The organism is Butyrivibrio proteoclasticus (assembly GCF_900115735.1).
Taxonomy (GTDB): domain Bacteria; phylum Bacillota; class Clostridia; order Lachnospirales; family Lachnospiraceae; genus Butyrivibrio; species Butyrivibrio proteoclasticus_B.
Genome location: NZ_FOXO01000015.1, coordinates 93893 through 107189, shown reverse-complemented (window position 1 = coordinate 107189; position 13297 = coordinate 93893). Strand labels below are relative to the sequence as shown.

At 40.6% G+C, this 13297-nt stretch carries 11 protein-coding genes and 3 tRNA genes; 12 read left to right on the top strand and 2 right to left on the bottom strand.

Translation table 11 applies throughout. The annotated features are described in order from the left end of the window. Positions 1-13: 13 nt before the first annotated feature. The 3 genes from BM146_RS10725 (at position 14) to BM146_RS10715 (ending at position 372) form a co-directional block, all read left to right on the top strand. Positions 14-86, top strand: a tRNA-Asn gene (locus tag BM146_RS10725). 129 nt (positions 87-215) lie between these two features. Then, a tRNA-Glu gene (locus BM146_RS10720) sits at positions 216-287 on the top strand. A 14-nt stretch (positions 288-301) separates the two neighbouring features. After that, positions 302-372, top strand: a tRNA-Cys gene (locus BM146_RS10715). A gap of 190 nt (positions 373-562) precedes the next feature. On the opposite strand, the gene gnpA is transcribed toward BM146_RS10715, so the two are convergent. Together gnpA and BM146_RS10705 are read right to left on the bottom strand one after the other, a co-directional pair. After that, a complete protein-coding gene (gnpA, locus tag BM146_RS10710; RefSeq protein ID WP_074888482.1) occupies positions 563-2731 on the bottom strand; it encodes a 1,3-beta-galactosyl-N-acetylhexosamine phosphorylase in 2169 nt (722 codons plus the stop codon). Between the two features lie 29 nt (positions 2732-2760). Next, the gene (locus BM146_RS10705; RefSeq protein ID WP_074888479.1) at positions 2761-3810 is read right to left on the bottom strand and encodes a glycoside hydrolase family 88/105 protein; all 1050 of its coding nucleotides are present in this window, start codon (positions 3808-3810) and stop codon (positions 2761-2763) included. A gap of 172 nt (positions 3811-3982) precedes the next feature. Here BM146_RS10705 and BM146_RS10700 point away from each other — a divergent pair, with 172 nt between their 5' ends. The 9 genes from BM146_RS10700 (at position 3983) to BM146_RS10660 (ending at position 13295) form a co-directional block, all read left to right on the top strand. After that, positions 3983-4942, top strand: a complete 960-nt coding sequence (locus BM146_RS10700) for a helix-turn-helix domain-containing protein (RefSeq protein ID WP_074888476.1) — start codon at positions 3983-3985, stop codon at positions 4940-4942. 193 nt (positions 4943-5135) lie between these two features. Next, a complete protein-coding gene (locus BM146_RS10695) occupies positions 5136-6086 on the top strand; it encodes an ABC transporter permease (RefSeq protein WP_074888473.1) in 951 nt (316 codons plus the stop codon). Between the two features lie 13 nt (positions 6087-6099). Beyond that, positions 6100-7029: a carbohydrate ABC transporter permease gene (locus BM146_RS10690; protein ID WP_083413496.1), complete on the top strand. Its 930-nt coding sequence runs from the start codon at positions 6100-6102 to the stop codon at positions 7027-7029. A gap of 232 nt (positions 7030-7261) precedes the next feature. Continuing rightward, positions 7262-8992 (top strand): type 2 periplasmic-binding domain-containing protein, encoded by a 1731-nt coding sequence (locus tag BM146_RS10685; protein ID WP_074888470.1) that lies wholly within the window; start codon positions 7262-7264, stop codon positions 8990-8992. Between the two features lie 96 nt (positions 8993-9088). Beyond that, positions 9089-9844 (top strand): NAD-dependent protein deacylase, encoded by a 756-nt coding sequence (locus BM146_RS10680; RefSeq protein ID WP_074888467.1) that lies wholly within the window; start codon positions 9089-9091, stop codon positions 9842-9844. Positions 9845-10020: 176 nt separating this feature from the next. Then, a complete protein-coding gene (gene rpsF, locus BM146_RS10675) occupies positions 10021-10308 on the top strand; it encodes a 30S ribosomal protein S6 (protein WP_074888463.1) in 288 nt (95 codons plus the stop codon). 18 nt (positions 10309-10326) lie between these two features. Further along, a complete protein-coding gene (locus tag BM146_RS10670; protein WP_074888459.1) occupies positions 10327-10779 on the top strand; it encodes a single-stranded DNA-binding protein in 453 nt (150 codons plus the stop codon). 18 nt (positions 10780-10797) lie between these two features. Further along, complete coding sequence (gene rpsR, locus BM146_RS10665; protein WP_074888456.1) at positions 10798-11061, top strand: 30S ribosomal protein S18; 264 nt, start codon at positions 10798-10800, stop codon at positions 11059-11061. A 182-nt stretch (positions 11062-11243) separates the two neighbouring features. Next, positions 11244-13295: a DHH family phosphoesterase gene (locus tag BM146_RS10660; RefSeq protein WP_074888452.1), complete on the top strand. Its 2052-nt coding sequence runs from the start codon at positions 11244-11246 to the stop codon at positions 13293-13295. Positions 13296-13297 lie beyond the last annotated feature (2 nt).

Sequence of the window (13297 nt, the reverse complement as noted above, 5' to 3'; positions counted from 1 at the left end):
CAGTATCTTATAATCCTCCTTAGCTCAGTCGGTAGAGCATTCGGCTGTTAACCGAAGTGTCGTTGGTTCGAGTCCGACAGGGGGAGCTAAAGCACTTAATGAGAGTTTTCAAGTTTAGTGCAGATATCTTATCTAAGTATTGACGATATGTACTTAAGTCTGATAGATTAGATAAGGAAGGCAAGCAATAGCGACAGCGAGATCGCTAAGCATAAGGCTCCGTGGTCAAGCGGTCAAGACATCGCCCTTTCACGGCGGTAACACGAGTTCGATTCTCGTCGGAGTCATTTCAATTAAATAAGGTGACATAGCCAAGTGGTAAGGCGTGGGTCTGCAACACCCTGATCGACGGTTCAAATCCGCCTGTCACCTCTAATAAGAACCAATAAGTGTATGCTTATTGGTTTTTTTGTGCTAAGAATAATGAATTTATTACTCCTCAATTTATTTAATCGTTAATATGGATTAGTGATTATATTAATATTTTTTGAATAGAAATAGCGGTGATCATGGGACCACCGCTATTTCAACACAAACTATATTAGGAAGAGTGACATTTAAATCATAGTTCAACGATGACTGTATCAAACGGTGCAATATCGTTGAAGGTTTTCTTTCCATACTCGGTTGTTACTGTAGTAGACTGTACAGAATCTGAGTTGTTTATAACAATTAGCTTCTTGTTAGCAGGGAAATAAGCACATTCAGTCGCTGGATTATCAGTAATATAGTCTTGCTCTAATGGCTTATTGGCTGCGAATAAAAGGATATTAAACAATAATCGGTTGTTTAATGATGTTGTTTCAAAAGTTGACAGGTAGATGCCTTTCCCTTTACCAAACTCATTGTAGGTTAATAGTGGATTACCATTCGCGTCAGCCAGGACCTTGGCATTTCCATCCGTAAGATGAACATGAGCTCTCTCAGGAATATTACTTCCTTCAGGAATTAAACCGTTAACATCTGATATTTCATATGACCATTTTCCATGGCAAACTCTTGCAGAAGTATCTTTGTCTACACCAAGGACAGAAGACATCTTAAATGCGGCGTCAAAGCCTTCTACAGCTGAAGGCTCATTGACACCAATAAATGTTCCACCCTCATATACCCATTTAGTCAGTATTTCTTCAACCGCAGGATCTCTCCAATTATCTCCGCCGCTCCATGCTGTATCTGCAGCGCCGGCATTTATGATAATTTGGTATTTGGATAAGTCAGTTGTTTTAAGATCATTGAAGCTTATAAATGATACATTTACAGGGAGGCCTGATAAAGCTTCATTGATATGAATAAGATCGTGCATATATGTCTCATGGAAGTGGCCACTTAATGTCCAACTTCTAAGTTTTCCCCAGCTGTGAAGAACAGCTACATTTATATCTAGTGTATAAGGAGCGCCAGATTCATGAAGGTCTCTGATGGTTCTAAATTCATCTGATATCTTTGCGATATAATCAACAAAGTCTGGGAAATCCTGAACAAGATGTAAATAGCCACCAAGACCAATACGATCAATCTTAGCACGGAGTAAAGCTCTTCTAGTATGATTCCAATACTCTTTTGCATCTCTTGTTGGATCTCCGCCTGGAGCGAAGGTTGGAAGACCACCAAGTCCAACCGGGAAGAGGTAAGGGTGGAATCGCAGTTCATGAGTTTCTATGTCAGCACCGGCACAAAGTCTAACTTCATAGCCGGAAAAGACGCATTTGATCAGACCATCAAAACCAAAGTCTTTAAACCTATTGCTGTATGGCTCAACACCAACCCAACTGTCATCGTAGAAAACATAAGCTTTTTTACCATATTCGTGAACGATATCGACGAGCTTTTTTCCAAATGAAACTACAAAAGAGTTTACGAAATCCATGTAGTCTAACTGTGTTTTTACAGGTGGCATATGCGTTACGTGGAGATTACCTTTGTTGATAAAATCTTCTGCGGTAAGTTTATAGCCATATTTTTCAGCAAAATTTTCAAGCATCTTGGGACTGACAGTAAAATCATATGAACCCCAATCAGTAAAAAGATTCCGATTGCGTGTATTGCTTCCCCAGATCCAGACAAAGTTATAAAACATAGAAGTAAATCTTACTACTGTAGTAGCAGGATGTGTTTCGCACCAGTTACGAAGCCAAGTGAGCATGTATTCCTGTGTCTCAGGATATATGGGATCAATCTGCATAAGATGCTCTTTGTCCCAGTTATTTGTTGTGTGATTGTACATGGAAATTTCTTCCCATATACGATAAGCCAGGAAACTAACAGTATATCTGTGCCAAGGTATGACATTGTTAACTATGACATTTCCTGCTTCTTTTTCATAGGTCCAAAAATTGCTACTTACTTCCTGATTAGTAGTTCTGTCAAATACCTGCCAGTACTTCATTGAAGCCTTGCTGTCATTGACCATGAATTGTTCTTCAAAAAAATCATCAAGCAAATGAAAAGTCAGGTAAGAGTCTTCAGCTATTTTTGGCTGTGTCATCAAAAATGTCTGTTGAAGCTTGTCCATATTTTCTTTTGCCCATGCATTGTGATCTCTGATTATGCAGATGGTTGAATAGATTCCATATCCGGAATTAAGGATTTCATCTGATAAAACAGTTCCATCACTATCTCTGATTACATCTGCTCCCCATTTCTGTGCCAGATCAAGAGTGAGTTTCTCGTAGCCTGATTCTCCAGGGAGAGTGAATCCTCCCTTAGTTTGACTATTTTGTGAATCCATCGGTTTGTCCCCCAAAGTGTTTATGTTGATTAAAGTGCGCCATCACTTCTTACCTTGTCGTAATTTAAGACTCCTGATAAGTAGGCCAGTGCAAGACCCTGGCCCCAACCCTGGATCCAGTCTCTTGAGATGTTTCTGTAGCCATCTCTGTCTTTCATAACAGCAGTACCACCTGAAACATTGAGAACTCTTCCATCTTCAGAGATGTTCTCAAGTATACCCTTGGTAGCTTTATTGATGTATTTGATGTGAAGAGGATTTCCTTTGTTTATCATTGCAGCTGCGATTCCGCAGGAGGCTGATATCTCCTCATATGAATCAGGATCATCAAGAATTGTTCTAAAAAGCCCATTCTCAGTCTGCAAAAGTTTAATTGAAGCTAGCTGTTCATTAAGAGAACCAACGATGTCTAGGAATTTGGGATACAGATAGCACTCTGGAAGAACACGACCAACTTCAGACATGGTGTATGCAGCCCAGGCATTAGCACGTCCCCAATAAAATCCGGACATGTGGTCTTTTGTGATGTTATTGTAACCATGATAGAAAAGACCTGATGCAGGGGCCTGAAGATATTTGATGTGCCAGTAATACTGATTAAGAGCATCATCTATAAGTTTTTCATCTTTCAAGAGAACGCCGGCTCTTAATAGAAAGAATGCAGCCATGAATAAAGTGTCCGCCCAGCACTGTTCAGGGAAATCGTTGTTAACTGAAACAGTGTGCTGGAGAACGTTGTCTCCAAAGCGAAGAGCATCTTTTTCCAAATAGTCGATTTTGCTTTTTGCTATATCGAGATACTTTTCGTCTCCTGAATATTCGTAAAGGGTAAGCATTGCATGGCCCATAGCACATGTGTTAACTGTCCATGATGGAAGGCCAAGTTCAATGTACTCATCAATTCGTTCTTTTAGCATTTCAATATATTCCGTTTTTTCAGTTGCAAGATATGCCTCGCAAACGCCATAATAAGCTACCCCACCAGGCCAGTCCCATGTAAGGTCCATTCTCATGGTCCTTTTTACAATCTGGTCAATAGCTTTCTCAATTTCTTTTTTGTCATAAATTAAATTTGCCATAGTGCCCTCTTTTAATCCCAAGATAATAATATTTTGAGCAAATTATAGATTGGGATGGTCGAAAAGTCTATTCAAGTAAATAAAAAAACTATGCAATTTCAACTATTTGATATAGAATAAGTGAATATATGAAATAGACGATATTTTAACATCTGAAGAAGAGGGCAAAAGAATGTCTAAACCAAAGAAAACAGTCATAGAATACAGAAATTATGAGCTTCCTTTGAACTTTCCGATACTTCTTTTATCTGGGGACAGATGGCATATTTCGGACGTGAAGTCAGGAAAGCTGCATTTCCATAACTGTCTGGAAATAGGAATATGCCATTCAGACAGCGGCGTGATCGAATTTGACAATAGGCCTGTTGAGTTTAAGGCAGGTGATATGACGTTCATTTCGCGCAATGTTCCGCACACTACTTATAGTAATAAGGGAGAGGCGAGTCTTTGGTCATATATATTCCTTGAGCCCGCAGAGCTGCTGAAAGGCGACTTTGGCGGAGCTTCGCCCTATGCAAATATTTTTGAAGACATGATGCAGAACTTTCAGATGATAATCAATCGCAAGGATTATCCGGATATTTATTTTCTTATAACTGAGATCATTGAGGAGCTGAGTCACAAAGGAATGAACTATCAGCTGTCCGTTAAGGGCCTGATGTTATCTCTTTTTATGAAGATGATGAGGATCTATTCTGATAATAAAGACCTGACTCAGGATGATAAAGAAACCCATGAAAACGCCATAGTTATCGCACCTGCACTGGATTATATCAAGGACAATTATATGGTGAATTTTCCTATAGAAGATCTGGCTGACATGTGCCATTTGAGTCAGACTCATTTCAGAAGAGTGTTCAATGAGATCATGAATACAAGCCCTCTCAGCTACCTTAATACCACAAGGATACTGCAGTCATGCATTCTTTTGCGCACAACAGAGGAATCAATCCTTTCCGTATCAGAGCAGGTGGGCTTTAGGTCTGTATCCAGCTTTAACAGACACTTTTCTGAGATTATGGGAACGCAGCCCAGTGAGTGGCGGCATCGCATGGCAAAAGTAGATAATGCATCGATTCTGGAGTACACAGGATGGATGCAGGCACAAAATCTTTCTGAGGAAAAGAAGTAAAACGGAAAATTGAAGAGAACGATTTGTGCATAATCCACAAATATTGCTCCTTCCAATTATTAAAATACAACATATCGACCTATAAAGTTGATGATAAATGGTCGTTTATGCAAAGTTTTTTCGACTAAGTGATTAGATATACCATCTAAATTATTTTACGATTTAACTTATAAAAGGGGAGGAGCAATATAGTATGAAAAAGAGTAACACCAAAAGCATGGGGGTAAAGACAACCACATCGTGGAAGAATGCACTTAAGCGCGATTGGCAGTTATACCTACTTTTGCTTATTCCGTTGATTCTAGTTTTTGTATTTAGTTACGGTGCTTACCCGGGACTTAGAATGGCATTTATGGATTATAAGCCGGCTAAGGGATATGCAGGAAGCAAATGGGTAGGTTTTGGCACGTTCCAAAAAATCTTTAAAGACGCCGATTTCATCAGAGCACTTAGAAATTCAATAGTATTCAATATTTCAGATCTTCTTGTTGGATTTCCGATGCCTATCATTTTGGCACTTATCTTAAATGAATTACGTTTCCAGAAATTTAAAAAAGTTTCGCAGACAATACTTTATCTGCCACACTTCCTTTCATGGGCTATCATCGGTTCAGTAGCACTTACAATGTTTAAGCCTGCATCAGGACTTGTGAACATTGCACTCATGAACGCAGGATTCATTCAGGAAGGCATACCATTCCTTAATGAGAAGTGGCATTGGGCTGTGACATACCTGCTGATTGGTGTTTGGCAGGGTATGGGCTGGGGCTCAATCCTGTATCTGGCAGCTATCACCGGTATTAATGGAGAGCTTTATGAGGCAGCAATGATTGATGGAGCAAACAGATGGGAGAGAATGTGGCACATTACACTTCCTGGTATCAGAAGCACTATCGTTACATTGCTTATCATGAATCTTGGCCGTGTTATGGGAAGTAACCTCGAGCGTCTTACAGCTCTTGAGAATACACAGGTAAAAGACTTCCAGTATCAGCTTGCTGTCTATATCTATAACAAAGGTCTTGGAACCGGTAAGTTCTCTATGGCGACTGCAGTAGGTCTTTTCCAGTCACTCATTGGACTTTTCCTTGTACTTATTTCAGATAGAATAGCCAAAAAACTTGGCGAAGATGGTTTGCTGTAGGAGGTGCCTTTAAATGTCAAAGAAGAATGTTCGAGGCGAAGAGGTGTCCACTTCAGCAGGTGGAGCTCACGCCGTTAATAAATTCAGAGTTAGTGATGCTTTAATGATATTGTTCATAGTACTGCTTTGTCTTACCTGCGTACTTCCGTTCATCCATGTAGCAGCTAAGTCAATATCAGGAAATACAGCCGTAATGTCAAAACAGGTTTATTTCTGGCCAAAAGACATTACTATAGATGCTTACACAAGAGTTTTAGCTGACTCAACAATGACTCACTCAATGTTGTTTTCAGCAATTGTAACTTTAGTATTTACTATACTTGGAATGATCGTATGTACATGTGCGGCATATCCTTTATCAAAAAAGAGACTGAAAGGAAGACATATTTTTACATTCCTTTTGATGGTACCTATGTACTTCAGTGCAGGTATAATTCCTGCATATCTTCTTTACCAGGATCTTCATGTACTTGATACAGTATGGGTTTTGATATTACCACTTATCTATTCCCCATATAACATGCTCATAATGAAGAACTATTTCCAGAGCACAATTCCTGACAGTTTGGAAGAATCAGCATTCCTTGATGGTGCTACAAATTTCCAGATACTGGGACAAATAGTACTTCCGCTGTCAAAACCAATCCTTGCTACATTATCTCTTTTCTATGCGGTTGGCAGATGGAATTCATATGCAGATAACATGTACTTCACAAGAAGTGCAGACCTTAAGCTCATTCAGTACAAGCTCTACCAGCTTGTTGCATCTGCTGCAGAAGCTCAGACAGCATCACTTGCAGATACGGGCGGAGCAACACAGTCAACACCTGAAGTACTTCAGGCTGCCAGCATTATGTTCGTAACAATACCGATCCTTGTAATCTATCCGTTCCTTCAGAAATACTTCGTTCAGGGAACAATGATTGGAGCGGTAAAAGGCTGAGCTGGCTGAGAGCACTTGGCGAGGTTTTTATCGAGCCTAGTGCGAACGTGTTAAACCGAACAAAGTGAGGTTTAACTTCCTTATTCCTTATATGTAGTGGAATAAGCGAAGCGAGGTTTAACTTGCTTATTCTTCTAATATAGAGGAATAAACATAGTGGAGTTTAATTTTTCTATGTAAAAGAGAAATAGAAAATATTAACATACATTTTCTTATATAAAGGAGGAAAGAAATGAAAAAGAAGATTCTTGCAACATTACTTAGCGCAAGCATGGTAATGGGAATTGTAGCTTGTGGCTCAACAGAGACTGCAACTACAACAGAGGGTGGAGACACTCAGGCTGCTACAGAAACAACAGCTGAAGCAGCAACAGCAACAGAAGCAACATCAGCAGAGGCTACAGCAGAAGCTGGTGCCGGAATGGACTCATGGGAGCCATTTGCTGAGACAGTTAGCATTAAGATCCCTGTATATGACAGAGGTGACAATGGTAACGGATGTTCAGATGTTGAGAACAACTACTGGACAAAATGGGTTCAGGAGAACTTTGGTGACAAGTACAACGTAAACATCAGCTATGTTGGAATCACAAGAAGTGATGTTATGACTGACTACGCTATGCTTGCAGCAGGTCAGGATCTTCCTACAGTATGTATGGAATATGACTATGATAAGCTTGCAACATGGGAGTCTGATGGATATTTACAGCCATACAGCATTGATGAGTTCGCTCAGATCGCTCCTACATACTATCAGTCAATGGTAGATTCAGGAAACATTAACTACACAAAGTTTGAAGGCGAGGATTACCTTGTTCTTGGATTCAGACCATACGGAAACACAACTTATACATGGGGAACATTCTATCGTCAGGATTGGCTTGAGGAAGCAGGATTCACAGAGTATCCTCAGACAACAACAGAGCTCCTTGAACTCTATGCAAAGCTTGTAGAGAACGGACATGAGCACCCGGCAGGAGGCACAAAGGTTTCAGGTGCCGGCATCGACCAGAACTATGGATTCAGAGATTATCCACAGGATGAGATCACATGGTGCACAACTGGTGACTATCAGATCCCGGCTCTTTCAACAGAAGCTCAGAAGAGATACTTAAAGCTTCAGAACGAACTTTACAATGATGGATATCTTAATCCTGAGTACTACTTAAGAGATGCTTCAGAAGCAATTTCTGATTTCGTAAATGGCCAGTCATTCACATGGTCAGGCTACATTTCATCAACAATGGATACACTCGTAGCTCTTTATGATAATGAGCCTAACGCAAAGCTTGGTCTTATCGTTAACTCTGGTAAGTTCACACAGGATGAGACATGGGGATCAAACAACTCATACAGACCTGGTTCAAACATTGGTATGATGATCGGTTTCTCAAACAACGCAACAGCTGATCAGATGAAAGCAGCAATGATGTACCTTGAGTGGCTTTCACAGCCAGAGAACCTCTTCACAATGACATGGGGTATCGAAGGTGTTAACTTCAACTACAACGAAGCAGGCGATCCTGTAGCAGTTGGTGATCAGTCAGGTCTTGCAGAGCAGCAGGGCCACAACAACAACGTTGACTACTGGTGTGCAGTAACAGCTGTTAAGACACTTGGTTCAATTGAAAAAGATATCGCTGCAATCGCTCCTCAGGGACTTCCTCAGGATTTCACAGCTGACATCCTTGCTAACTACAATGGACAGGTAGCTCTTTACAACGCTGGATATGCTAACTCAGACTGCATGTTTGCTCAGGCTCTTGAGTCAGTAGCAGAGTACAACCAGACACTTTATGACCTCTATGCTGAGTATCGTGATAAGCTCACAATGTGCCCTAAGGAAGAGTTCGATGCACTTTATGATGAACTTTCACAGAAGTACCTTGAAGCTGGATACCAGGCAGTTATCGATGAGAGAAAGCAGCTCCTTGATGATGGTCTTGCTACACACCTTCAGTAATATTTTTTGCAAGTAAAAAGAAATTTCTTGAGCCGTTCGATGTATTCGGACGGCTCAATTTGTTATAATTGATATTGAACTTGGAAAGGGGGAACTATGGAAGAAATTCAGAAGCTAAAAGAACTAATAGATTCATCGGAAAACATTGTATTTTTTGGCGGAGCGGGTGTGTCCACTGAAAGCGGAATACCGGACTTTCGCAGCAAGGATGGCTTGTACAATCAGCACGATGTCAGGTTTGATAAATACCAGCCGGAATATCTTTTGAGCCATAGTTGCCTTGTTTATGAGCCAAAAGTCTATTATGAATTCCACAGACAAAAGATGGACACCAGAAATATAGAGCCCAACAATGCCCACAAGTATCTGGCAGCCCTTGAAAAAACGGGAAAGCTGAAAGGCGTTGTAACTCAGAATATAGATGGCCTTCATCAAAAAGCTGGCAGCAGAGTTGTATATGAGATTCACGGAAGTGCACTCAGGAACTACTGTATGAATTGTGGAAAGGAGTATCCGGAGGATTATATATTTGAATCTGAGGAGCCTATCCCTAAGTGCAGCTGCGGCGGAGTAATAAGACCTGATATCACTTTATATGAAGAAGGTCTTCCTGAAGATCAGGTGTCAGGGGCAATAGAAGCTCTTTCTAAGGCTGATATGCTTATTATAGGAGGAACTTCATTATCAGTTTATCCTGCAGCTTCATTTATTAATTATTTTAGGGGAAAAAGCTTAGTAGTAATAAATGAGAGCGATATAGCAGTCAGAGGAGCTGAGAATACTCTTATAATAAGAGAAAAGATAGGAAAGGTATTCACAGAACTGGCTAAATTACAGGGGATAGAGCTATAACACTCAAAAGAAATAAGGTAACTGTCAACACTGCAAAAAGCCACAGAAAAAACGCAAAATAATGCGGAAAAATGCTTGCATTTATCACGCGGATATGATAACATACCAATCTGTGATAAATTCCTTGCTGCTTGACTGATACAAGTAGCCAGAGACCAAAAGGAGGTAACAATAGCATGAACAAATACGAATTAGCCGTTGTTGTTAGTGCAAAGATCGAAGACGATGCCAGAACAGCAGTCATCGAGAAAGTAAAGAAGACTATCGAGAAGCATGGTGGTCAGATTACTAATGTCGATGATTGGGGTAAAAAGAAGCTCGCTTATGAGATCGAGAAAATGACAGAAGGCTTCTACTACTTCATCCAGTTCGACGGCGAGCCTACTGTACCAGCAGAGATCGAAGCTCGTATGAGAATTATGGACGGCGTCATCAGATATTTATGCGTTAAGAACGAGGCTTAAATAGAAGAGGACGAAAATATGAATAAAGTTATACTATGTGGACGTTTAACAAGAGACCCGGACGTAAGATATTCACAGGGAGAGTCAGCAACAGCTGTTGCAAGATATACACTTGCAGTTGACAGAAGATTTGCGAGAAGAGATCAGCAGGATGCACAGACAGCTGATTTCATTGGAATCGTAGCTTTTGGTAAGGCTGGAGAGTTCGCTGAGAAGTATTTTAGGAAGGGAACCAAAGTTATCGTAACAGGACGTATCCAGACTGGTAGCTATACCAACAAGGATGGCGTTAAGGTATACACAACTGATGTAGTTGCAGAGGATCAGGAGTTTGCAGAGTCTAAGAACTCTTCTGCTGGAAGCAGCGTTAGCTATGATAATGCACCTTCAAATGAACCTGCACCTTCTGCGGCTGGGGATGGCTTCATGAACATTCCTGACGGAATTGACGAGGAGCTTCCTTTTAATTAATTAAGGAGGTAATTAACCATGGCTTTCACAAAGTCTGATAAGTCCGATGCTCCTGTAAGGAGAAAGGGCGGAATGCACAGAAGAAAGAAAGTTTGCGTTTTCTGTGGCAAGGATAATGTAATCGATTACAAGGATACAGCAAAGCTTAAGAAATTCGTTTCTGAAAGCGGCAAGATTCTTCCTAGAAGAATCACAGGCAACTGCGCTAAGCACCAGAGGGAGCTCACAACTGCAATTAAGAGAGCTCGCCACTTGGCACTTATGCCTTACGTAGCTGAGTAATTACAGTTATATATTGAAGTATTTAGAGACACTTTTTAGAAGAGATTCTAAGAAGTGTCTTTTTTATTTACTTTAAGTATGACTGTAGGGTTACCGTCATTTTTCTTAATTTTCCCCCAATCCTACAGAATATGGTATACTAAAAGGGAGAATGTCCATAAAGTTGGGGAAGAGGACAAAATATGTCTAATAAGAATAGAATTAAGTTAAAAGGTAAATTGAAAACATATCTTAGTGTCTTTACATTTCTTGGAATTCTGCTTCTTGTGGTAAACATCGGTGTGTTTACAGTGGATTTCACAGCAGGGCTGATACTCCTTGCATTTACAGGTCTGTATTTTGTGGCGGTTATTTATCTGAATTTCTATAACAAGCCCATCATCATGAATGAGCTTGTAAGCTTTGCTACGCAGTACGGACAGATCCAGAAAAAGCTTTTAAGAGAGCTGGACCTTGCTCATGCAGTTCTAGATGATTCAGGAAAGGTTGTCTGGTCTAACATAGCTTTTGAGAGAATTGTCCATCAGGAGAAAGGTTTCAGAAAAAATATAACAGCTCTTTTCCCAAGTATTACTCAGGATAAATTCCCTGCAGGATACGACGAAGTTTCCTATGAAATAGAGTATGAAAACAGTAACTACACTATAAAGATGAAGAGGATCTCCCTTAAGGAGATGGCCGACAACAGCGATATCATTGATGCCAAAAACTATGAGGGAAGCCTTATTGCTATTTACATGTTCGATGAGACAGCGCTGAAACTGGCTATTCAGGAAGTTGATAACCAGTCACTGGCAGCAGGCCTTATCTACCTTGATAACTATGAGGAGGCACTTGATAGTGTCGAGGAAGTAAGAAGATCTCTTTTGACAGCTCTTATCGATAGAAAAATAAACAAATATATTGCGTCCTGTAATGGTATTGCCAAGAAAATAGAAAAAGATAAGTACTTCGTAGTAATGCCCAAAAAATCCTGCGAGATGTTAAAAGAGCAGAGATTCGACCTCCTTGAGGATGTTAAGACAGTTAATATCGGTAATGAGATGGCGGTTACTCTTAGTATTGGTATAGGACTTAATGGCCTTTCATATGCACAGAACTACGAGTTTGCAAGGAATGCCATTGACCTGGCTCTCGGACGAGGCGGCGATCAGGCGGTAGTTAAGAGTGCGGATAACATCTCTTATTATGGTGGAAAGAGTCAGCAGATTGAAAAGAGTACCAGGGTTAAGGCCAGGGTTAAGGCTCATGCTCTTCGAGAGATTATCTCCGGTAAGGACTCCGTTATTGTTATGGGGCACAGGATTGGAGACGTAGACAGCTTTGGCTCCTCTGTTGGTATCTACAGAATTGCCAAGACTTTGGATAGAAAGTGTCATATCGTACTTAATGATGTGACCACATCCATGCAGCCGTTGGTTGATCTGTTTAAGAACAACCCGGATTACGAAGACGACATGATCATAAACAATCAGCAGGCTATAGACATAGCAGGAAATAATACCGTTCTGGTTGTAGTTGATGTTAATAAGCCCAGTATTACAGAGTGTCCTGAGCTTTTGAGATTCTGTAAGACAATAGTGGTTCTTGATCACCACAGGCAGGGAACTGAAATCATAGAAAACGCCACACTTTCATATGTTGAGCCTTATGCTTCTTCAGCCTGCGAGATGGTTTCGGAGATCCTGCAGTATATTGGTGAAAACGTCAAGATCAAGAATGAAGAGGCAGATTCTCTTTATTCAGGTATGATTATTGATACCAATAACTTTATGAATAAAACCGGCGTGCGCACATTTGAGGCCGCAGCTTTCCTTAGGAGAAACGGTGCAGATGTGACAAGAGTAAGAAAGCTCTTTAGAGAGGATGCCAACGAATACAAAGCCAAAGCTGATGCTGTCAGTCAGGCAGAGGTTTATCGCGGAAGGTATGCTATTTCAGTGCTTATCAATGATGATATCCAGAGTCCGACTATAATCGGGGCACAGGCTGCCAACGAGCTTCTTAATATTAAGGGGGTCAGGGCAAGCTTTGTTTGCACCGAGTATCAGAATCAGGTTTATGTAAGTGCCAGATCAATAGATGAGGTTAACGTTCAGGTAGTTATGGAAAAGCTTGGTGGCGGCGGCCATATGAGCTCTGCAGGATGCCAGATGGAAGGCATATCCGCAGCAGAAGCAGTGGTTGTTGTTAAGAATACAATAGACAAAATGATAGACGAAGGAGAACTATAATA

Excerpts from the sequence above, each read along its gene's own strand:
- gnpA (WP_074888482.1), bottom strand. The coding sequence starts at position 2,731 with ATGGATTCACAAAATAGTCAAACTAAGGGAGGATTCACTCTCCCTGGA.
- BM146_RS10705 (WP_074888479.1), bottom strand. The coding sequence starts at position 3,810 with ATGGCAAATTTAATTTATGACAAAAAAGAAATTGAGAAAGCTATTGAC.
- BM146_RS10700 (WP_074888476.1), top strand. The coding sequence starts at position 3,983 with ATGTCTAAACCAAAGAAAACAGTCATAGAATACAGAAATTATGAGCTT.
- BM146_RS10695 (WP_074888473.1), top strand. The coding sequence starts at position 5,136 with ATGAAAAAGAGTAACACCAAAAGCATGGGGGTAAAGACAACCACATCG.
- BM146_RS10690 (WP_083413496.1), top strand. The coding sequence starts at position 6,100 with ATGTCAAAGAAGAATGTTCGAGGCGAAGAGGTGTCCACTTCAGCAGGT.
- BM146_RS10685 (WP_074888470.1), top strand. The coding sequence starts at position 7,262 with ATGAAAAAGAAGATTCTTGCAACATTACTTAGCGCAAGCATGGTAATG.
- BM146_RS10680 (WP_074888467.1), top strand. The coding sequence starts at position 9,089 with ATGGAAGAAATTCAGAAGCTAAAAGAACTAATAGATTCATCGGAAAAC.
- rpsF (WP_074888463.1), top strand. The coding sequence starts at position 10,021 with ATGAACAAATACGAATTAGCCGTTGTTGTTAGTGCAAAGATCGAAGAC.
- BM146_RS10670 (WP_074888459.1), top strand. The coding sequence starts at position 10,327 with ATGAATAAAGTTATACTATGTGGACGTTTAACAAGAGACCCGGACGTA.
- rpsR (WP_074888456.1), top strand. The coding sequence starts at position 10,798 with ATGGCTTTCACAAAGTCTGATAAGTCCGATGCTCCTGTAAGGAGAAAG.
- BM146_RS10660 (WP_074888452.1), top strand. The coding sequence starts at position 11,244 with ATGTCTAATAAGAATAGAATTAAGTTAAAAGGTAAATTGAAAACATAT.